13 protein-coding genes are annotated in these 20323 nt (G+C 76.3%); all 13 read right to left on the bottom strand.

Annotated features, from left to right (window positions below):
* Nucleotides 1-159 precede the first annotated feature (159 nt).
* Nucleotides 160-1743, bottom strand: a complete 1584-nt coding sequence (locus G011_RS0121485; RefSeq protein WP_019610280.1) for an ATP-binding cassette domain-containing protein — start codon at nucleotides 1741-1743, stop codon at nucleotides 160-162.
* The gene (locus G011_RS0121480) at nucleotides 1718-2572 is read right to left on the bottom strand and encodes an ABC transporter permease (RefSeq protein WP_013152091.1); all 855 of its coding nucleotides are present in this window, start codon (nucleotides 2570-2572) and stop codon (nucleotides 1718-1720) included. The genes G011_RS0121485 and G011_RS0121480 overlap by 26 nt, the downstream gene beginning before the upstream one ends.
* Entirely contained in the window at nucleotides 2569-3558 is a 990-nt protein-coding gene (locus G011_RS0121475) for an ABC transporter permease (protein WP_019610279.1), read from the bottom strand. The genes G011_RS0121480 and G011_RS0121475 overlap by 4 nt, the downstream gene beginning before the upstream one ends.
* A complete protein-coding gene (locus G011_RS0121470; RefSeq protein WP_026338512.1) occupies nucleotides 3558-5069 on the bottom strand; it encodes an ABC transporter substrate-binding protein in 1512 nt (503 codons plus the stop codon). The genes G011_RS0121475 and G011_RS0121470 overlap by 1 nt, the downstream gene beginning before the upstream one ends.
* 65 nt (nucleotides 5070-5134) lie before the next feature.
* A complete protein-coding gene (locus G011_RS0121465) occupies nucleotides 5135-5410 on the bottom strand; it encodes a ferredoxin (RefSeq protein ID WP_019610277.1) in 276 nt (91 codons plus the stop codon).
* Nucleotides 5404-6633 carry a cytochrome P450 gene (locus tag G011_RS0121460; protein WP_019610276.1) on the bottom strand — a complete coding sequence of 410 codons (1230 nt, stop codon included), beginning with the start codon at nucleotides 6631-6633 and terminating at the stop codon, nucleotides 5404-5406. Before G011_RS0121460 ends, G011_RS0121465 begins: the two co-directional genes overlap by 7 nt.
* 174 nt (nucleotides 6634-6807) lie before the next feature.
* Entirely contained in the window at nucleotides 6808-8547 is a 1740-nt protein-coding gene (locus tag G011_RS0121455) for an ABC transporter ATP-binding protein (RefSeq protein WP_019610275.1), read from the bottom strand.
* On the bottom strand, nucleotides 8544-10418 hold the full coding sequence (locus G011_RS0121450) for an ABC transporter ATP-binding protein (protein WP_019610274.1): 1875 nt from the start codon (nucleotides 10416-10418) through the stop codon (nucleotides 8544-8546). The genes G011_RS0121455 and G011_RS0121450 overlap by 4 nt, the downstream gene beginning before the upstream one ends.
* On the bottom strand, nucleotides 10415-11086 hold the full coding sequence (locus G011_RS0121445) for a trans-aconitate 2-methyltransferase (protein ID WP_019610273.1): 672 nt from the start codon (nucleotides 11084-11086) through the stop codon (nucleotides 10415-10417). The genes G011_RS0121450 and G011_RS0121445 overlap by 4 nt, the downstream gene beginning before the upstream one ends.
* An 89-nt stretch (nucleotides 11087-11175) precedes the next feature.
* Entirely contained in the window at nucleotides 11176-11961 is a 786-nt protein-coding gene (locus G011_RS0121440; protein ID WP_026338511.1) for a thioesterase II family protein, read from the bottom strand.
* 199 nt (nucleotides 11962-12160) lie between these two features.
* The gene (locus tag G011_RS0121435) at nucleotides 12161-13297 is read right to left on the bottom strand and encodes a Gfo/Idh/MocA family oxidoreductase (RefSeq protein ID WP_019610271.1); all 1137 of its coding nucleotides are present in this window, start codon (nucleotides 13295-13297) and stop codon (nucleotides 12161-12163) included.
* On the bottom strand, nucleotides 13294-14427 hold the full coding sequence (locus tag G011_RS0121430; RefSeq protein WP_019610270.1) for a saccharopine dehydrogenase NADP-binding domain-containing protein: 1134 nt from the start codon (nucleotides 14425-14427) through the stop codon (nucleotides 13294-13296). The genes G011_RS0121435 and G011_RS0121430 overlap by 4 nt, the downstream gene beginning before the upstream one ends.
* The gene (locus tag G011_RS32805) at nucleotides 14424-19964 is read right to left on the bottom strand and encodes a non-ribosomal peptide synthetase (RefSeq protein ID WP_019610269.1); all 5541 of its coding nucleotides are present in this window, start codon (nucleotides 19962-19964) and stop codon (nucleotides 14424-14426) included. Before G011_RS32805 ends, G011_RS0121430 begins: the two co-directional genes overlap by 4 nt.
* Between the last annotated feature and the right edge of the window lie 359 nt (nucleotides 19965-20323).

Raw genomic sequence — 20323 nt, 5'->3', positions numbered from 1 at the left:
CCGGGGCCGCAACACCGTGGAGCGGTGTATCAACCTGCTCAAGCAGAACCGGGCGGTCGCGACCCGCTACGACAAGCGGGCCACGATCTTCGACGGGACCGTGTTAGTGGCCTCGATCCGGATCTGGCTCCGAGACCTCACCCGTCTAAAAAACAGTGCCTAGGGCACGGTGAGGCCCTCGGGGTCCAGCTTCCGGTGCTCGGGGTCCAGCGCCAGCATCCGGTCGGCGCGGGCGGCGACGTCGCGGTCGTGGGTGACCAGGAGCACGGCCAGCCCGTGTTGCTCGCGCAGGGAGTCCAGCAGCTCCAGGACCGTGCGGGCGCTGGCCGCGTCCAGGGCCGAGGTGACCTCGTCGGCCAACAGGAGGTCGGGGCGCGCGGCCAGGGCGCGGGCGATGGCCACCCGCTGGCGCTGGCCGCCGGAGAGCCGCCCGGGGTGGGCGTCGGCGACGCTTCCGGGCAGGCCGACCCGCGCGAGGAGGTCGGGGACGCGGGAGCGGGCCTCGGCGCGCGAGAGCCCCAGGAGCACGCGGGCGGGGCGGGCCAGCGCCGTGCCCACGCGGTGGGCGGGGTTGAGCGCCCCCACGGGGTCCTGTCCGACGAACTGGACCGCGCGCAGGAGGGGTCGGTCCCGGTCACTCAGGCGCGGCGGCAGCGGAGCGCCGTTCAGGGCCATGCTCCCCGAGGTCGGCGGGTGCAGTCCGGCTACGGCGCGCAGCAGCGTGGACTTGCCGCTTCCGGAGGGGCCCAGGACCGCGACGCACTCGCCGCGTCGCACCGACAGGTCCGCCCCGGTGATCAGCTCCCGTCCACCGGGAGCGGTCACGCGCACACCCCGGAGCCCGAGCACCTCGGCGCCGCCGGAGGGGGCGGCGCGCTCCGCGTCCGCTCCCCGCGCGTCGGAGAAGCTCCCCAGCACGAGGCGGTCGTCGGCCACGCGGTCCGCGAAGGCGCGGTCGTGCGTGACGACGACCGTCACCCGGCCGGGCCTCCCTCGCCGCCGCTCCAGTACCCGCACCACCAGTTCCACCGTGGCGGGGTCGAGGCCGCTGGTGGGTTCGTCCAGCACCAGCACGCGGGGGTCGCCCACGAGCGCCCTGGCCAGCGCCACGCGCTGGGCCTGCCCGCCGGAGAGCTCGTGCGGGCGGCGGCGCCCCACGGCGTCGGGGTCCAGGCCCAGGTCCGCGAGCGCGCCGCGCACGGCCCGCCGCGCGTCCCGGCCTCCGGAACGCGGCGGCACCCCCGCCGCTGGACTGGAGAACGGCCCTCCCTCCACCGCCGGTCCAGAGCGCGGCCGTCCCTTCGCCGCTGGACCGGGACCCGCTTCCCCCTCTCCCGTCGGGTCAGAGTTCGGCGTCCCCTCCTCCTCCGGACGCGAACGCGGCAGCCCCTCCGCCACCAGCGCGAACACCGTGCGCAGGGGGTGCAGGTCCGAGGCCGGGTCCTGGCCGAGGATTCCGGCGTGGGCCAGCCGCCAGCGGCGCGCCGCACGTCCGGCGGGGATCGGCGTCCCGTGCCAGCGCACCTCCCCGGCCTCGCGCACCAGCCCGGGCGGCAGGGCGTCCAGGGCGGCCAGCACGGCACTCGTCTTTCCGCCGCCGGACCCGCCCATGACCGCCAGGACCCGCCCGTCCGGCACCCGCAGGTCCACCGGGCCGACCACGGCCCGGCCCTCCAGGTTCCGCACGCGGATCCCCAGCGCGCTCAGCCCCGCGTCCTCAACCACCGAACCCACCGGATCCACTGTCACCGAGAGCCTCCTTCCTCCTTCTCGCGAAACCCCTCCGCCGGGGCCGGACGCCGTCGCGGCGCGGGGAGAACTGGGCGGCCAGGGCGAGGACGACCGTGGTCGCGCCCAGGGCGGCGGCCGGTGCGGCCACGGCCCAGGGGTTCATCGCCGCGCCGGCCATGTTCTCGCGCAGCATCAGCGCCCAGTCGGGCGCCGGAGGGGAGGCGCCAAAGCCCAGGACGCCCAGCGCCGAGGCGACCTGGAGGGCCACCACGAGACGCAGGCCCAGGTCGGCGGCGACCAGCCCGCGCACGGCGGGCAGGACCTCCCGGAACAGGATCGACGCCGGGCGCTCGCCCCGGCACCGGGCGGCCTCCACGTACCCCGAGGCGCGCACCGAGCGGACGGCGTCGCGGACCACCCGCAGGGTGAGCGGCGCCCCGCCGCACACCGTGGCCACCACGACGGCCGCCCGGCCGGGCAACGCGACCGCCGCGACCAGGGCCAGCAGCAGCGAGGGAACGGCCAGCATGAGGTCGGCCGCCGCGGTGAGCGCTCGGTCGACCGCGCCCGCGGCCCAGCCCGCGGCCAGTCCGCCGACGACGCCGACGGCCGAGGCGCACACCGCGGCCGCCACCGAGACGGTCAGCAGCTCCCCTCCCCCGGCGAGCACGCGCGACCACACGTCCCGGCCGAGGGCGTCGGTGCCCAGCGGGTGGCCTGGCGCGGGTCCCCGCCAGGGCACGCCCAGGGGCTCGGTGGGGTCGTGGGGCGCCAGCCAGTGCCCCAGGAGCGCGGCGGCCAGCACCGCGACCAGCAGGACCGGGAACAGCGCGCGGCTCACGGCGTCCTCCCCCGGGGATCGGCCACGGCCGCGACGGCGTCGGCCACGAGCAGGCCCGCCAGGACGACCGCCGCCGCCAGCACCGCCGTGGCCTGCACCACGGGCAGGTCGCGCGAGGCGAGGGAGGCGACCAGGAGCGAACCGAGCCCGGGGTAGCCGAAGAGGGTCTCCACCACGGTCGCGGCGGCCACGAGCCCGCCCGCGCTGACGGCCAGGACGCGGGTGAGGGGCGCGAGCAGGAAGGGCAGCACGTCCACGGCCGCGACCCGCCAGGCGGGGCTGCCCCGGCGCCGGGAGTCGGCCACGTGGGGGCGGCGCAGGGCGTCGGCCACCGCACCCGAGAGCAGGCTCGCGCCGAACAGGGCGGTGGGCAGCGCCAGGGACAGCACCGGCAGGACCAGCAGTTCGGGGCTCTCGGTCGGCGGCCTGCCCGGGGGCAGCAGCGACACCGGCGGGACCAGGCCCAGGGCCCCGGAGAGCAGGGCGGCCAGACCGCTGGCCACCACGGCCGAGGGCAGGGCGGCGCCGCCAGTCAGCAGCGCGGTCGGCGCTCCCCCGCCCCGGCGGGCCGAGCCCGCCCACCAGCCCAGGGCGAGCATGGCGGGCGCGGCCAGCAGGAGCGCTCCCCCGACGAGCGCGAGCGTGGCGGGCAGCCGCTGGAGGAGGGCGTCGGCGACGGGCCGCCCGTTGACCAGGGAGACCCCGAGGTCTCCGGTGGCCAGGGAGCCCGCCCACGCGGCGTAGCGCTGCCAGGCGGGCGCGTCCAGGCCCAGTTCCTCGCGCAGCCGCTGGACCTCCTCCTGCTGCGCTCCGGGGACCGCCCGCAGCTGGGCGGCGTCACCGGGCAGCAGCTCGGTGGCCGCGAAGACCGCGGCCGACACCGCCACCAGCAGGAGCAGGGCCCGCGCGGACGCGAGGAGCAGGGCCGTGCCCGTTCCCCGCGTCCGCGGCACGGCGCCGGGTGGCGCCGCGTGGGTGGGGGTCATCAGCCCGGCACCCCGACCTGTTCGACGCGCAGCCGGTGGAACCCGGGACCGGTGGGCAGGTCGGTCACGCCGGGCGCGGTGAGGTCGATCCCGTCGCCCACGCCCCAGACCGCGTAGCCGCCCTCGTCGGCGATGCGCTGCTGGAGCCCGCCCAGGGCCGCGTGGCGCTCGGCCTCGTCGGCGGTTGCCAGCGCGTCGTTGAAGGCGGCGTCCCACTCGGGGTCGTTCCAGCCGGTCTCGTTGATGGGGCCGTCCGCGAGCAGCGCCATCCGGGAGAAGTCCACGAAGCCGTTGCCGCCGAGGCTGTTGAGGTAGAAGGGTTCGACGTTCCAGACCTCGGTCCAGTAGGTGTCGGGGGCTCCCACCTCGACCTCGACCTCGATCCCGGCCTCGGCGAGCTGCTCGGAGACCAGCACCGCGGCCTCCTCCATGCCGGGGTAGGAATTGGTGGCGTGCAGGGTGAGGGACACCCCGTCGCCGTGCCCGGCCTCCTCCAGCAGTTCGCGCGCCCGGTCCAGGTCGCGCTCCACCGGGGGCGCGTCCGGGGCGAAGGGCTCCAGGGGGCTGAGGAGGTCGGCGCCGGGCTCCCCGTAGCCCAGGAAGACGGTCTCCACGAGCTGCTCGCGGTCCAGGGCGAGCTTGACCGCCTCGCGGACGTCGGGGTCGTCGAAGGGCTCGGTCTCCAGGTCCATGACCAGCGGGTAGTTGACGCCGCCGGGGCGGGTGACCACCTCGACCTCGCCGCCGTCGGCGTACTGCTGGGCGGTGGCCGGGGCGACGCTCCCGGCGACGTCGGCCTGTCCGGAGGCGACGGCGGCGGCGCGCGCGGCCGGGTCGGGCATGGCGGTGATCTCCAGCCTCTCGTAGGAGGGCGCCTCACCCCACCAGTCGTCGTTGCGGCTCAGGACGGAGGTGGTGTCGTCTCCCTCGTCCAGGACGAAGGGGCCCGAGCCCGCGACGGGCTCGGTGATGTCCTCGCTGCCCTCGGGAACGACGAAGGTGAGGGAGGCCAGGGCCAGGCCGACCTCGGCGTAGGGCTGGCGGGTGACCAGTTCCAGCCCGTGCTCGCCGGTGGCGCTGGAGGCCTCCAGGTCGAACATGGACAGGCGGCCGTTGTTCTCCGCGCCCTTGCCCTGGATGCGGCGCAGCGAGAACAGGACGTCGTCGGCCGTGACGGGCCGGCCGTCGGAGAAGGCGGCGTCGTCGCGCAGGGTGACGCTCCAGCGGGTGAGGTCGCCGTCCACCGGCTCCCACGCCGTGGCCAGGCGCGGCTGGACCGCGCCCTGCTCGTCGGTGACGGTGAGGACGTCGTAGAGCATGGCGAAGCGCAGGTAGTCGGCCTCGTTGCCGACCCGTCCGTGCGGGTCGTGGGTGGTGGCGGCGGGCGCCCCCACCGCGGCGTAGCGCAGGGCGGCTTCCTCGGAGGCGGCGGTCTGCTCCCCTCCGCCGCCGCAGCCGGTCGCGACCAGGGCCAGTGCGCACGCACCGGCCATGAGGGATCGTCGTCTCATCGTGGGGCCTTTCGGATCGGGGCCGTGGTCGGCACGGCCCGGGGGATGGTGTCCTGACGCGGGGGTCAGGAGGCTTCGTGGACGCTGACGGCGCCCGAGGGGCACCAGTCGGCCGCCGTCAGGGCTCGCTCGCGGTCCCGCTCGGGTACGTCGGCGCGGAGCAGGACCACCAGGCCGTCGTCGTCCTGGTCGAAGAGGTCGGGGGCGGCCCGGACGCACTGTCCTGCTCCGGCGCACACGCCGGTGTCGGCGTGCAGGCGCAGCGGACCGGGATCGGGCGACGCCTCGGGCCCGTCGGGGCCGGACGCCTCACCGGCCAGGTCGCGGTCGGGGCTCACCACGACACCGGCACCTCCTCCAGCCCGAAGATCGCCGAGGCCGAACGCTGGGGCAGCTCCTCCAGCGGCACCGCCCGGCGCAGGGTGGGCACCTGCTCGAACAGCGTCCGCAGGGCCACCTCGATCTCCAGGCGCCCCAGGTTCTGCCCCACGCACTGGTGCGTCCCGTAGCCGAAGGCGACGTGGCCCCGCTGCGAGCGGGTCACGTCCAGCCTTCCGGGCTCGGGGAAGGCCGCGGGGTCGCGGTTGGCGGCGCCGAGCAGCGCGATGTATCCGTCGCCCGCCGGGATGGTGGCCCCGTCCAGGGGGATGTCCTCGGTGGCCACGCGCAGGGTGATGACGTCGGCCACGGACAGGTAGCGCAGGAGTTCGTCCACCGCGCCCGGCCACAGCGAGGGGTCCTCGCGCAGCAGGGCCAGCTGGTCGGGGTGGTCCAGCAGGGCCAGTGCCGCGAGCGGGATCATGTTGCGCGAGGTCTCGTGCCCGGCGTTGAGCGTGATGCCGATCTGGGAGAGCAGGGACTGGCGGGTGATCTCCCCGCGCGCCAGGGGGCCGGTGACCAGGCGGCTGATGAGGTCGTCCCGCGGATCGTCGGCCTTCTCGTCGATGAGCCGGTTGATCAGGCCGAACAGGTCGGCGAGCGCGGCGCCCACCTCCTCCTCGGTGCTGTCGCGCCCGCCCGAGACCGTGGTGATGCGCCGGAAGAACTCCAGGTCCTCCAGAGGGACGCCGAGCAGGCGGCAGATGACGGTCGTGGACACCCGGTTGGCGTACTCGCCGACCAGGTCGGCGGGGGTCGGCAGGGAGAGCAGGTGGCGGGCCTGCTCGGCGCAGATCCGCTCGATCTCCGGGCGCATCTCGCGCACCCGGCGCACGGTGAACTCGCCCACGAGCATGCGGCGGACACGGGTGTGGTCGGGCGGGTCCATGCGGATGAAGGGGCGCAGGTCGGCGGCGACCGCCTGTTCGCCCCTGCCCAGGGCGGGGAAGGCGGGGTGGCGGGCGTCGGAGCTGGAGGCGGGGTGGGACAGCGCGGTCCGCACGTCGTCGTAGCGGGTGAGGAGCCAGGCCTGCTTGCCGCTGGGGATCGTGACCCTGGTCAGGGGGGCGGCGGCGCGCATCCCCTCGTAGGCCTCGGGCGGGGAGAAGGGGCAGGAGCGGGCCAGGGGGAACTCCGCCGGGGGCGGGGTGGCGGAACCGTGTTCCTCGGGCGCGGATGCGGTCATCTGTGTCGTCTCCTCGGGGAACGAAGGGGAAAGGGGATGGCGGGGGGCGGCCCGGACGGCGGCGTGCCGTCGCGGGTGGGGTTCGGAAAGGGGCGTGTGGGGCCCGCGCGCGGCGGTGGGGACGCCGCGCGCGGACGCGATCGGGACCGGTCCGGGTCGGACGGCCGCTCCGGGTCAGGAGGGTTCGGCGGTCAGCCTCCAGCCCCGGGCCCGCTCGCGCGCACGGGCGAACTCGGCGTGGCGCCCTCCCGCGGCGAGGAGTTCGGCCGGGGTTCCGGCCTCCGCGACGCGTCCGGCGTCGAGGAAGACCACCCGGTCCGCGGCGGCCACGGTGGCGGGCCGGTGCGCGATGACGAGCACCGTGCGCTCCCGCGCCAGGGAAACAGCGGTCGCGGTCAGCAGCGCCTCGTTCTCCGCGTCCAGGGCGGCCGAGGCCTCGTCCAGGACGACGACCGGCGCGTCCTTGAGCAGGGCGCGGGCGATGGAGACCCGCTGCTTCTGCCCTCCTGAGAGCGAGGCGCCGCCCTCGCCGACGCGGGTGTCCCAGCCGTCCGGCAACTCGGCCACCACCGCATCAAGGCCGGAGGCGGCGGCCACCCGGTCCAGGTCCTCCCGCGTGGCCGCGGGGTCGGCCAGGAGCACGTTCTCGGCGATGCTCGCGTCGAACAGGTACACGTCCTGGAAGACCATCGCCACGTGCCGGGACAGCTCCTCGCTGCCGACCGAACGCACGTCCACCCCGCCGAGGCGCACGCTGCCCGCGTCGGCGTCGTGGAAGCGCGCCAGCAGCCGGGCCACCGTGGTCTTGCCCGAACCCGAGGGCCCGACCAGGGCGGTGAGCGTCCCGGGTTCGGCCCGGAAGGAGACCCCCTCCAGGACGCGGGGCCCGTCCGGGGCGTAGGAGAAGGACACGTCGTCGAACTCCACGTCCGCGCCCCGGGGCGGAACCGGCGTGTCCGGTTCGGGGAGGGGGCGCGCCTCCAGGACGGCGTTGATCCGGTCGAGCCCGTTCGTCGCCATCCTCAGGGCGGCCCCCTGGTCGGCCGCGCCGGACAGGGGGTGGACGAACCTGGCCACGAGCACGAGCAGCGCGACCGCCAGGGGCGCGTCGAGGGTGCCGCCGAGCGCGAGGAACACGGTGGCGACCAGGAGCAGGCCGAAGGCCAGGCGCACCGCGAAGGAGTAGCCGAGCAGGGCGGGGACCGCGCGCAGCAGCAGGCGGCGGGCGGCGCCGTGCTCGGCCTCCAGCGCCGCGTCGAGGCGCTGGCCGCCCTTGTCCGTCCTGCCGAAGGCGCGCAGCACGGGCTGGGCGCGGGCGTACTCCAGGACCCGGTCGGCGGCCTCGTCGGTGACGGCGTCGCGTGCGGCGTCGTTGCGCCCGACCGCCTCCCCGGACAGGGTGAAGACCATCCACAGCAGCGGCAGGCAGGCGGCGGCCGCGAGCGCGATCCGCCAGTCCCACACGAACAGGGCCAGGACCGAGACGAGGGGGGTGACCACCGCGTCGGCCAGGGGCGGGTACAGGTGCACGGGCAGGCTGGTGGCCCGGGAGACGCCGTCGGTGGCGAGGCGGTTGAGCTCCCCGACCCGGCCTCCGGTGAACCATCCCAGGGGCAGGCGGACGACGTGGTCGCCGAGCCGGTGGTGCAGGGCCCGCGAGAGCGCGCCGCCGACGCGGAAGTTGAGGTACAGGCTGCCCGCGCGCAGGACCGCGTAGACGGCGGTGGCGGCGAGCAGGACGGCCGCCCAGGGCCAGGCCCGGTCCGGGTCGGGACCCAGGAGGTGGGACAGCACGGGCACCAGGAGGGCGAACAGCACGCCCTGGAGGGCCGAGACGACGGTGGTGAGCGCGAGGCTCGCGCGCATGGGCCCGGCCTGCTCGGGTCCCAGTGCCTTGAGGAAGGCGCGGATCACTGGTCTTCTCCCGGTTCGTCTCGTGCGGCCCCGTCATGGGCGGCCCTGTCGGACGCGTCCCCGTCACCGGCCTCCGGGTGCTGGGCGCGCCACAGGTCGGCGTACCGGCCGCCGCGCGCCAGCAGCTCGCCGTGGGCGCCGCGCTCCACCACGCTCCCCTCGTCCATGACCGCGATGAGGTCGGCCCCGGCCACGGTGCTCAGCCGGTGCGCGATCACCAGGACCGTGCGGCCCCGGGCCAGTTCGCTGAGGGCGTCCTGGATGGCCGCCTCCGACACCGGGTCCACGGCGGCGGTGGCCTCGTCCAGCACCAGCACGGGGGTGTCGGCGAGCAGGGCGCGGGCGATGGAGACCCGCTGGGCCTCACCGCCGGACAGGTCGGCGTCCTCGCCCACCACGGAGTCGTAGCCGCGCGGCAGCGCCTCGATCCGTTCGGCGACGCGGGCGGCGCGGGCGGCCTCCTCCACCTCCTCGCGGGTCGCCCCGGGGCGGCCCATGGCGATGTTGTCGGCCACGGTCTCCCGCAGCAGCCGCACGTCCTGGAACACGAAGCCGACCGTGCGGTACAGCTCCTCGGCGGGGATGTCGCGCACGTCCGCCCCGCCCACGGTGACCGCGCCCGCCGTGACGTCGGCGAAGCGCGCGGGCAGGGTGGCCAGGGTGGTCTTGCCCGCGCCGGACGGGCCGACCAGGGCGGTCACGGTGCCCGGCTCCAGGACCAGGTCCACGCCGCGCAGGACCTCCTCGCCCGCCCCGTTCCCCCCGGCGCCGTCCTGGGCCGGGTAGGCGAAGCGCACCCCGTCGAAGACCACGCGGGCGCCCCGCGGGCCCCCGCCGGAGCCCTCGGGCAGGGGCGGGGTGGCGAGCAGGTCGCGGACCCGTCCGGCGGCGGCCCGCGCCGTCTGGATCTGCTGCACCCGTGAGCCGATCACGTTCATCGGCGCGCACAGCGCCGGGGCCAGCAGGGCGAAGGCCACCACCGAGACGGGTTCGCTCCAGCCCAGGGCGGCGAAGCCCGCCCCCGCCGCCACCACGGTGACGGTGACCGTGGGCGCCGACAGCACCAGGAAGGAGGCGACCGTGGCCGGGGTGGTGGCGCGCGACCAGGAGACGAAGAAGTCCGCGAAGGCGTCGGCGGCCCGGGTGAAGCGCTCGTGGGCCCTGCGGTGGCCGCCGAAGTGCTTGACCACCTGGATGCCGTCCACGAACTCCACGGCCGCGGTGTTGACCGCGCCCATCGCCTCGGCGTACTCGGCCATCTTCTTCATGGACCCGGCCATGGCCCGCGCGAACAGCAGGACTCCCGCGGCCACCGGCAGCACCGCGACCAGGGTCAGGCGCCAGTCCACGGAGGCGAGGTAGGCCAGGGCGACCACGGGGACCGCCACGACGGCCGCCAGGTCGGGGAGGGTGTGGGCGACCAGGGAGTGGACGTCCTCGATGTCGTCGTGCAGGGCCTTCTTGACCCGGCCGGAGCCGCGGCCGGAGAACCAGCCCAGCGGAACCCGCCCCAGGTGGCGGGCCAGGGCGCGCCGCACGGACAGCTGCATGTCGTTGTCGGCCAGGTGCCCGACCAGGGTGGAGGCGGTGCCCGCGGCCAGGGCGGCGACCGCTCCGGCCAGCGCGACCGTGACCAGCGTCCACACCAGGGCGGTGTCGGTCGGCCCGTCGGCCAGCAGCGCGGCGGCGGCCTCGGCCAGGCAGATCAGGGGGACGAGGCCGAGCGCGCTGGCCAGGCCCTGGAGGGCCACGGCAGCGCGGACGCGCCCCCGGACGGGTTCGAGGAGAACGCCGAGCGGGGAGGGCGCGCGCCCGGTTCCGGGCTCCGGCGCGGCCTGTGTGCGCGGGGAGGTGTCCTGTGCGGTGCTCACCTGACCAGCACCCCGATCTCCGGGGTGGCCTCGCGGCCGGTCCGGGGCAGGCGCCGCACGGACATGCCGGACTCCTCGGCGAGGCGCTCGACGCCGAAGGTCTCCCAGTCGTACTCGTCGTCCACGGTGCGCACCAGGTCGCCGCCGCGGAAGACCCGCCACTGGGTGCGCCAGCGCATGGTCCCGGGCCCAGCGGGCTCGCCGGACATCCACCACTCGTAGGTCTGGTCGCCCACGGTCTCCCGGCACATGCGCACGGACGGGATGGAACGGGGGGTGTCCACCCCCATCAGCTCCACGACCACGGGGCCGCCCGGAGGGAGCCGTTCGGCCAGGCGCCGCCACAGGACCAGGCGTTCGGCGCGGGGGATGTGCCCGGCCACGCCGAAGACGACCGCGGCCGAGATCGAGTCCGGCAGAGGCAGGTCCTGGGCGGGTTCGGGCAGCACGGTGACGCGTCGGCGCAGGTCGGGGTCGGCGAAGACGCGGCTGGTGAGGATCGCGCGCATGTTCGGCGAGGGCTCGGCCGAGTGGATCCTGGCCGAGGGCAGGATCTCGGCGATGGCGGCGGTCACCAGTCCGGTGCCCGCGCCGATGTCGACGACGGGTCCGTGGGCGGTGTCCAGGCCGGTCAGCGCCGCGCGCAGGGCGGGCGTGCTGGTGACCATGTGCCGGTGGCCGACGAGGTCGAAGAACTCGGCGCCCGGTGAGTAGTAGTCGATGGCGGGAATGGTGTCCTCCAGGTTCTGCGGTGTGGTCAGGGGGTGCTGGGCCAGGGGCCGGGTGCTGCGGCCAGCGCCGGGTCCAGGCGGCGCAGGACCTCGGACACGACGGCCTCCCGCTCCGGTCCGAGGTAGAAGTGGTCGCCCGCGAACACGCGCACGTCCACGCGTCCGCTGGTGGTGGCCGACCAGCGCCGGGCCAGGTCCGCGTCCACCTCGGGGTCGTCGTCGCCCAGGAACACGCTGACCGGGCAGCTCAGCGGCGGTCCGGGGAAGGGCGTGTAGCGCTCCACGAGCCGGTAGTCGTTGCGGACGTAGCCCAGGACCGCCTCGCGCAGGCCGGGCTCCTCCAGGACCTCGCGCCGGGTCCCGCCCAGGCGGACCAGCTCGGAGACGATCGCCTCGTCGTCGGCGAGGTGGACGCGGCCGGGCGGGGCGTCGGCCGGGGCCCGGCGCCCGGAGGCGAAGAGGCGGTCCGGCTCGGGCAGGCCCGCCGCGCGCAGGGTCCGGGCCAGTTCGTAGGCCACGGCGGAGCCCATGCTGTGGCCGAACAGGGCGTAGGGCCGGTCGAGCAGGGGGGTGAGTTCCTCGGCGACGGCCGTGACGACGGTGGCCATGTCGTCCACGAGGGGTTCGCCGAAGCGGTCCTCGCGGCCGGGGTACTGCACGCACACCAGGTCGACGCCGGAGGGCAGGAGCGCGGCCCAGGCGCGGTAGGCGTTGGCGCCGCCGCCCGCGTGGGGCAGGCACACCAGGCGCGTCCGGGCCCCGGGGCGGGGCCGGAAGCGGCGCAGCCAGGAGCGCGCGGGAGCGGGGGTCATGGGGTTGTCGGCCTTTCTGACGGGGTCGCGTTGCTGGAGGTCCACGGAGTCGGAGGATCCCCGGAGGTCTCGGGTGGGGGCCCGTGCCACGGGGCGGGGACCCCGGGGATGACGGGCGAAGCCCTCGTCCCCGGCGGAGGGGCTGCGTCCCCGACCGTCCGCGGTGCCCCGAGGGGCACGGGAGGCGTGGCCCGGGGAGTCACGGCGCCGCCTCCCGGGCGTCCCCGTCGCGCGGAGCCGGTCCCAGGTCGGCGGCACTCAGGTGCGCCGTGGGCGGACCGGGACGGATGACCTCGGGCCGGCCCAGGCGGCCGGTGGTCTCGTGCCACATCCGGCACACACCGAGGTCGAACTGCCCCCGCACCAGCGGGTTCGCCCCGGCGCGCACGTCGGCGGCGAAGTCGGCCAGGGCACGGGTGAGCGCCTCGGGCCACAGGCGGTCGAAGACCTCCCGGTAGGGCGGCGCGTCCGTTCCCTCCAGCACCGTGGTGGCCGGTTCGGCCAGGTGCCCGGTGTCCGGCCCGGTGGAACGCAGGCGGCCGTGGGCGTCGCGGGGCGCGTACAGCCGGGGCTGCCAGAGCACGGGGCCGTGGGTGTCGGCCAGGGTGAGCACCCCGTGTTCGGTGCCCAGGGCCAGCCGGTGCCAGAGCAGGGCGTGGTTGTCCCCGTCGGAGGGATCCATCTGGTTCTGCACCCGCAGGATCAGGGGGACCCCCGAGACGCTGCCCTGGAGCACCCGGTAGGGCTGGGCGTGCGCGGTCAGGGAGGCGACCTCGGGGTCCGTCGCGAGCGGTTCGGTCAGCGCCCAGGGGCGCAGCCCGCCCAGGGCGCGCGCGAGCACGTCCAGCAGCGGGTACAGGACCTGGACGGCGGAGGTGGCGTCGGCGAACAGCACCGGTCCCCGCTCGCGCAGGACACGGGCCGCCTCCAGGAAGCGCCGGATCGGCGCCACGTGCCGGTAGAAGGGGTTGAGGTGGTAGACCGCTCCCCCGCCGCGGGCGGCGCGCAGGGCCGCGGTGAGTTCGTCCTCGTGGACGGGGTGCTCCTGGAGGACGTGCACGCCCCTGGCCAGCAGGGCGCGGGCCAGCTCGCCCCCGGCCCCGCCGGAGACCGCCGCGCCCACGACCACGCAGGCCGCGTCGACGCTGTCGGGCACCTGGTCGACGCCGGTGTACAAGGGCACCCCGGCCCGCTCGGCGTAGCGTCGGGAGAACTCGCCGCCCCGGGAGAGGATCCCGGCGAGTTCGAAGGTGTCGGGCATGCGCGCCAGCGCGTCGGCGTAGAAGCGGCCGAAGCCGGTGCCGCACAGCAGCACGCGCAGGGGTCGCGGGTTCACAGGGCGCCCTCCTCGACCCCGGCGTCCTCGCCCGCGGCGTCCTCCACCCGCAGGCTCGCGGCCCCGGGGTCGTCGAACAGGGCGGTGACCGCGGCCTCGGGGTCGAGGACGTCGGCGGCGTGGTGCAGGCCCCGGGGCACCAGCCCGCGCGCCACCGCGTCGGCGGCCTGCGCGCCCACGCGGCCGGTCATGCGGTAGCTGTCGGAGAAGCGCGCGGTCATCACGCTGCGCCGCCCGGAGGGGGCGGTGAGCGCGTACACGAGTTGGTAGTAGGGCGTGCGCCCGGCCAGGTCCACCCCGGCCGCGCGCCGCAGGCGCTCCGCCGCCGCGGCCGGGTCGGCGACCGGGCGCCCCGCGACCGAGGTCAGCACGGCGCGGACCCGCTCACCGGGGTGGACGTTGTACCACTCCAGTTCGCGCAGGCCCAGGTCGGCGGCCAGGCGGCGGGCCTCCTCGGTGAGGAAGGGCTGGACGAACGCGGTGCCCGGGAACCCGGGCGGTCGGACGCCGTCGGCGGCGCGCAGCGCCCTCTCCACGACCCGGCCCTCCCGCCAGGCGGCCAGGGGCCGTCCGAAGACGGCGGTCGGGTCGTCGGCGCCGGGCAGGGAGAGCAGCAGGTCGCCCGCGGCGGCCTCGGTGCACCTCTCCAGCCCGCCCGCGTGGGCGCTCATCCGCTCCAGGCCGTGCCGGGCGGCGAACCAGCGCGGCAGCAGGGCGGACAGGCCGGGGAGCACCCCCGCCGACAGGACGATCGCGTGGTCCCGTGCGGCGGGGGTGCGGCTGAGGCGGTCGTGCGCGGGCCCGTCGCCCGTCACGTCCACGTAGTCGGCTCCGGCGGCCAGGGCCCGCACCGCCACGGCGTCGGCGATGCGGTAGGAGGGCCCGGCGCAGTTGAGCACCACGTCGAGTCCGGAGCAGAAGGCCCGCAGCGACTCCGGGGAGTCGGCGTCCACCGCCCGGACGGCGGTGCCGGGGCCCAGTTCGGCGGCCAGCTCCTCCAGGGGCGCGGTGCGGCGCCCCCCGAGCAGCAGGCGGGTGTGGCCCAGGGCGCGCAGGCGGCGGGCTGCGGCCCGGCCCACGGCCCCGGAGGCGCCCACCACGCCCACCGCGCGGTCGGTCGCGCCGCTCACCGGACCACGTCCCCTCCGGTGATGTCCTCCAGGCGCTTGAGGACGCCGGGGGCGTAGGGCACCGACAGCAGGCTGAAGTGGTCGCCGGGCACGTCCACGATGTCCAGTTCGCCCAGGACCAGGCGCTCCCAGTAGGTGGTGACGCTCTCCTTGTTGCCGGGGAAGGGGTAGGCGCCGCCGTGGCGCAGGAAGGTGACGTCCCCGGCGTAGGGCTCGGGCTCGTAGCGGGAGATGGCGAAGACGCTCTGGCGGAAGATCGCGAACATCTCGTTGAGCGCCTCGGGGGTGTAGGTCCCGGCCGAGGGCGGCACGGCGGCGCACATCCGCTCGATCCTGGTCTGGCGGGGCACCTTCGCCAGTTCGCGGAAGCGCTCGGCCACGTCGGCGTACTCGCCGGTCAGGCGGCCGATGGCGCCGTCCGGGAGCAGGCCGGGGGTGGCCGCGAGCAGCTGGTCGGAGGCGGCCGACACCCGGTTCTCGTCGGCGGGGAAGCCCACCGAGACCGGATCGATGCCCATCATGACGGCGAAGGCGTACTCCGAGATCAGCTCGTCGTCCAGGCGGAACGGCGGCCGGTGCGTGCTGATGGCGGTCAGGGAGGCGACCTCGGCCCCGGCGTCGGTGAGCGTGCGCGCGACCTCGGTGGCGACGAGGCCGCCCAGGCAGTAGCCGACGACGTGGAAGCGGTCGCCGCCGCGTTCGAGCAGGGCGTTGGCGTAGTCGGCGGCCCAGCGCTTGATCACCGCGGCGGGGTCGGCGTCCAGGAAGGCGGGGACGTCGGGCAGCTCCAGGCCGACCAGGGTGGCCTGGCCGCGCGAGCGCCGCCGGATCTCGGTGATGAGGGAGCGGTAGGGGATGAGGGTTCCGGTCCCGGCGTGGACCAGGGCGGTGACCGCGCCCCCGCCCGGCCCGTTGAGGGGCACGTAGGGGTCGGGCTTGCCCTCGGCGGAGGCGCGGACCTGCCCGGACAGGTCGCGCAGGTAGGCGGCCAGTCCGGCGACGGTGGGACGGCGCAGCATGTGGCGCAGGACCACCTCCCACTCGATGTCGGCTCCGGTGTCGGGCAGGACCTCGCTGAGCCTGCCGACCATGCGGGCGACCAGCAGGGAGTCGCCGCCCAGCGCGAAGAAGTCGTCGTCGCGGCCGACCGCGCCGCGCTCCAGCAGCTCGGCCCACAGCCCGCACAGGGCGCGTTCGAGGTCGTCGGCGGGCTCGCCGGTGGCGGTGTCGGCGGTTCCGGGGGCGTCGTCCCCGGGCAGGGCGCGCAGGAGCGCGGCCCGGTCGACCTTGCCGTTGGCGGTGAGCGGCAGCGCGTCCAGCAGCCGCCAGTGCGCGGGCACCATGTACTCGGGCAGGCGGGTGGCGGTGTGGCGGACCAGTTCGTCGGCGGTGACCGGCGTCCGGTCGGTCTTCACCCGGGCCAGGTAGAGGGTCTGCCCGGTCTCTGAGAGGCGGTCGTCCGCCTCGGGCAGGGCCAGGGGCTCCGTCGCCCCGGCCCGCTCCAGGGCGCTCTCCCACTGGTCGCGGGTGAGGAAGGTTTGGTCGTGCTCGGCGCGGGCGTCGCGGTGGCCTCCGTCGAGCCCGTCGAGGAACTCCATGGACACCAGCAGCGCCGGGTCGTGTTCGGCGGTGGTCTCCAGGAACACCAGGTGGCCGCCGGGGGCGAGGAGTTCGGTGACGCGGGCCAGGGCGGCGTCGGCGTCCACGGCGTTGTGCAGGACGTTGGCGGCCACGACCGCGTCGAAGGAGTTGGGCGCGTAGCCCTGGGCCCCGGCCTCGCGGTTGAGGTCGAACAGGCCGAAGGACACCCAGGGGAAGTCGGCGAACCGCTCCCTGGCCTCGTTGACGAAGAACGGGGAGACGTCGGTGAAGCGGTACTCGGCCGGGTGGCCCGCCAGGGCGGTGACGACGGCCTCGGTGGTGCCGCCGACGCCCGCGCCGATCTCCAGGACCCGCAGCGGCCCGTCGGCCGTCCGGCTGGCGGCGGCGTCGGCCAGGGCCGCGGCGGCCGCCGCGTTGAGGTGGCGCACGGCCAGGTTGTCGCGGTAGGCGGCGCCCGCGGTGTCGAGCGCGGCGCCGGGGAAGAGGAGGGTGCGCACGTCGAGGTCGCCGCGCAGCAGTTCGGGGAGGCGGCCCGAGCAGGCCCGCATGTACTCCAGGACCTCGGTGCCGTAGTCCACCCGCCGCTCCAGGTCGGCCAGGCGCTCCCAGGCGGCGCGCTGCCCGTCCTCGTCCACGTGGCGCAGTCCGCTCCACCGGTCGCCGTCGCGGGTCAGGCGTCCGGCGTCGGCCAGGGCGCGCAGCCAGCGGCGCACGAGCCGGTGGTGGCGCCGGTCGGTGCCCAGGCGCTCGATGACCTCCTCGGTGGTGTGGCCGGTGTCGGAGAACAGTCCGGCGCCGGTCAGGGTGCGGGTGATGGCGCCCAGCGCGGTGGCGCGCATCGCGTCGAGGAAGGCGGCCAGGTCGTCGCGGTCCAGGTTCGCGGTGGCCTCGCCGACGGCGGACGCGGCGGCCAGGGCGGCGGACCCGGGTCCGGTTCCGGCGGGCGCGTCGGACGGGCGGCGGGCGGTCTCGGCGAAGGCGGCCAGGCGCCGGTCCTCGCGCCCGCCCACGGCCAGGACGGCGGCGGAGGCCACGGCGGGGTGGGCGGTGAGGGCGGCCTCGATCTCGGCCAGCTCCACCCGGTGTCCGCGGATCTTGACCTGGTCGTCCTCGCGGCCCAGGAACTCGATGTCGCCGCCGGGCCGGTAGCGGCCCAGGTCGCCGGTGCGGTACAGGCGCTCCCCGGTGCGCGGGTGGGTGACGAAGCGTTCGGCGGTGCGGGCCTCGTCGCCCAGGTAGCCGGTGGCCACGCCCGCTCCGCCGATGTGGAGTTCGCCCGCGACCCAGTCGGGGCGGTCGCCCATGCGCCCGTCCAGGACGTGGAAGGTCTGGTTGGTCAGGGGGCGGCCGTAGGGGACGCTGGGCCAGGACGGGTCGGCCTCACCGATGGGGTGGTGGATGGACCAGATGGAACCCTCGGTGGCGCCGCCGAAGCTGTACAGGGCGGTGCCGAGCAGGTGGGCGCGGACGCGGTCGGCCAGGGTGAGCGGGATCCAGTCGCCCGAGAGCAGGGCCACGCGCAGGGTGGTCGGCGCCTGCGCGGGCGCGGTGGAGAGGTAGTCGGCGAGCATGCCCATCTGGGCGGGCACGGAGTTCCACAGGGTCACCCCGTGTTCGCGGGCCAGCTCCGCCCAGTGCGAGGGGTCGCCGCGCCGGTCCGCGTGGGGGAGCACGATGGCCCCGCCCGCGCCGAGGGGGCCGAACAGGTCGTAGACGGACAGGTCGAAGCCGAGGGCGGCCAGACCGAGGACCCGGTCGCCGGAGCCGACGGAGAAGCGGCGGTTGACGTCGGCGATCGTGTTGAGGGCGGCGCGGTGGCTGACCATGACCCCCTTGGGGGTTCCGGTGGAGCCGGAGGTGTAGATGACGTAGGCGAGGGCGTCGGGGTCCACGGGGCGGGGCGGGAGCGCGTCGGGCGTCCAGGCCGCGGGGACCGCGTCGGCGGCGGGGACCGCGTCCACCTCGACGGGTTCGACGTCCTGCTCCCAGTCGCCGATCTCGGCCAGCCAGGACTGGGTGAGGACGTGGCGCACCCCGGCGTCGCGCAGGATGGCGCGGCGGCGCGCGGCGGGCTGGGTGGTGTCGACCGGGACGTAGGCGGCGCCCGTCAGCAGGACGGCGTGTGCGGCGACCACCTGTTCCACGCCCTTGTCCATGACCACGGCCGCGCGGTCGCCCGGGCCGCAGCCGCGGGCGCGCAGCTCGTCGGCCACGGCGGTGATCCGCGCCCACAGCTGGCCGTGGGTCAGGGACGCGTCGGGGTGGACGACGGCGGGAGCCCCGGGGTCGCGCAGCGCGGCGGCCAGGGCGTCCTCGTACAGCAGGGCGTCGGGCAGGGGGCCCTCGGTGGCGTTGGCCTCGGCGCGGGCGAGGAGCTGGTGGGCGGGGACCGCGGCCGGTGCGGCCTCGTCCCAGGGCTCGTCGGACAGGGCCAGGCGGCGCAGCAGGTCGGTGTAGGCCGCGAAGGCGTCGGCGGCCAGGCCGTCGGGCAGGACTCCCTCGCGCACGTCCCAGCGCACGGCCAGGGCGCCCCCGGCCAGGGACACCTGGCAGTCCACCCACACCTGCGGGGTCTGGGACAGGCCGTGGACCTCCCGGGCGGCCCAGGAGTCGTCGCCGTCCTCCTCCTCGGCGCCGATCGCGCCGGTGAAGACGACGGGCATGAGCACGGCGGGCTCGTCGCGGCGGCGCGAGAGTTCGGCCAGCAGCTCGTTGCCCGAGTACAGGCAGTGGTCGACGTCCTCGATGAGGCGGCCCTGGCGGGTGCGGGCGCGCTCGGTGAAGGTGGCGCCGTCGTCGGCGTGCACGGCGAGCAGGGTGAGCGAGGTGAAGTCGCCGACCACGCGGTCCACGTCCGGGTGCAGCGGCAGGCGCTGGGACACGGGCAGGTTGAGGGTGAAGTCGGGGCGGCGCGACCACAGGGCCAGCACCTCGGCGTAGGCGGCCAGGGCCACGCCCGCGGGGGTCAGGCCGCGGTCGGCGGCCCGGGAGCGCAGGGCCCGCCACTGCTCCGGCGGCAGGGCGGCGGCCAGACGGGTGAAGCGGGCGGAGGCGTCGGTCGAGTGCTCGACCAGGGGCAGCTCGGGGGCGGGCGGCAGGTCGTCGGCGCGCTCGGTCCAGTAGGCGCGGTCGCGGTGGTAGCGGGCGCCCTCGCGCAGCGACCGGTGGGCGAGCACGTAGTCGCGGAAGGTCGCGCCCAGCGGCGGCAGGGGGTGCTCGGGGTCGGCGTAGAGGGCGGCGAGTTCGTCCAGGAGCAGCCGGACGCTGGTGTAGTCGGCGGCGAGCAGGTCCACGGACAGGTGCAGGTGGGCGCGGTCGTCGCCGCGGGTGAGGTGCAGGCGCACCAGCGGCCAGGAGGAGGCGTCGGGGACGAGGTCGCGCAGGCGCTCGCGGGCCCGGGCGGCGTGGGCGGCGGTGTCTCCGCCGCCGACCTCGGTGACGGTCAGCGACTCCCCCGGCGCCTCGGGCAGCACCCGCTGGTGGCCCTCGGGGGAGACCACGGAGCGCAGCATGTCGTGTCGGCGCACCAGCGCGTTCCAGGCGGTGCGCAGCCGGTCGGGGTCGAGGTCGTCGAACTCCAGCTCCGCGTAGGCGTGGCAGGCCACGCCGCCGTAGTCGTAGGCCGGGCCGCGACCGACGAGGTAGGCGCCCTGGACGTCGGTCAGGGGAAAGGGGTCGTGGCGCGCGTCGGGGTCGGGGGTGAGGGAGGGGGCGGCCTCGGCCTCCAGCAGGGCCAGGACGCTGTCGCGGTACTCGCGCAGGATGGCGCGGTGCTCGTCGGTGAGGGCTCCGGTGGGGCCGCGGAAGCGGATGCGGCCGTCGTCGGCCCACAGGTGGACGCCCGCGGCGCGCAGTTCGTCGAGCAGGGAGTGCAGGGCCCCGGGGGCTGCGGAGACAGCGGGGACTGCGGAGGCGTCGGAGGCGGGGGTCGGCAAGGTGGGCTCTCCTCGTCGGGTCGGTCCGCGCGGGGCGGACCCGGCTGGGAACGGTGGGGATGGCGCGGGGGGCGTTACACGGGGGGTGGGGATGGCGGTCGGTACGGGTGGTGAACGCGGGGCGTCACGCAGGGGGTGGCCGGTACGGGTGGTGAACGCGGGGGTGGTCGGTGGCGGTCGGTTCGTGTGGGACGGCCCCGGGCTGGGCCGGAGCGACGGACGGCACGGGAGCGGCCGACGGGACGGTCAGTGCGAAGGCGGTACGCGGGCGGTTATGAACTGAGAGGCGAACGGAACGGAGAGGGCTCGGACAGCGGGTGACATGAGGGACGGACGGTTCGTGTGGGGCGTCTCCGGGC

This window comes from Nocardiopsis sp. CNS-639, assembly GCF_000381685.1.
Lineage (GTDB): Bacteria > Actinomycetota > Actinomycetes > Streptosporangiales > Streptosporangiaceae > Nocardiopsis > Nocardiopsis dassonvillei.
This window is presented reverse-complemented; position numbering and strand designations above follow the sequence as displayed.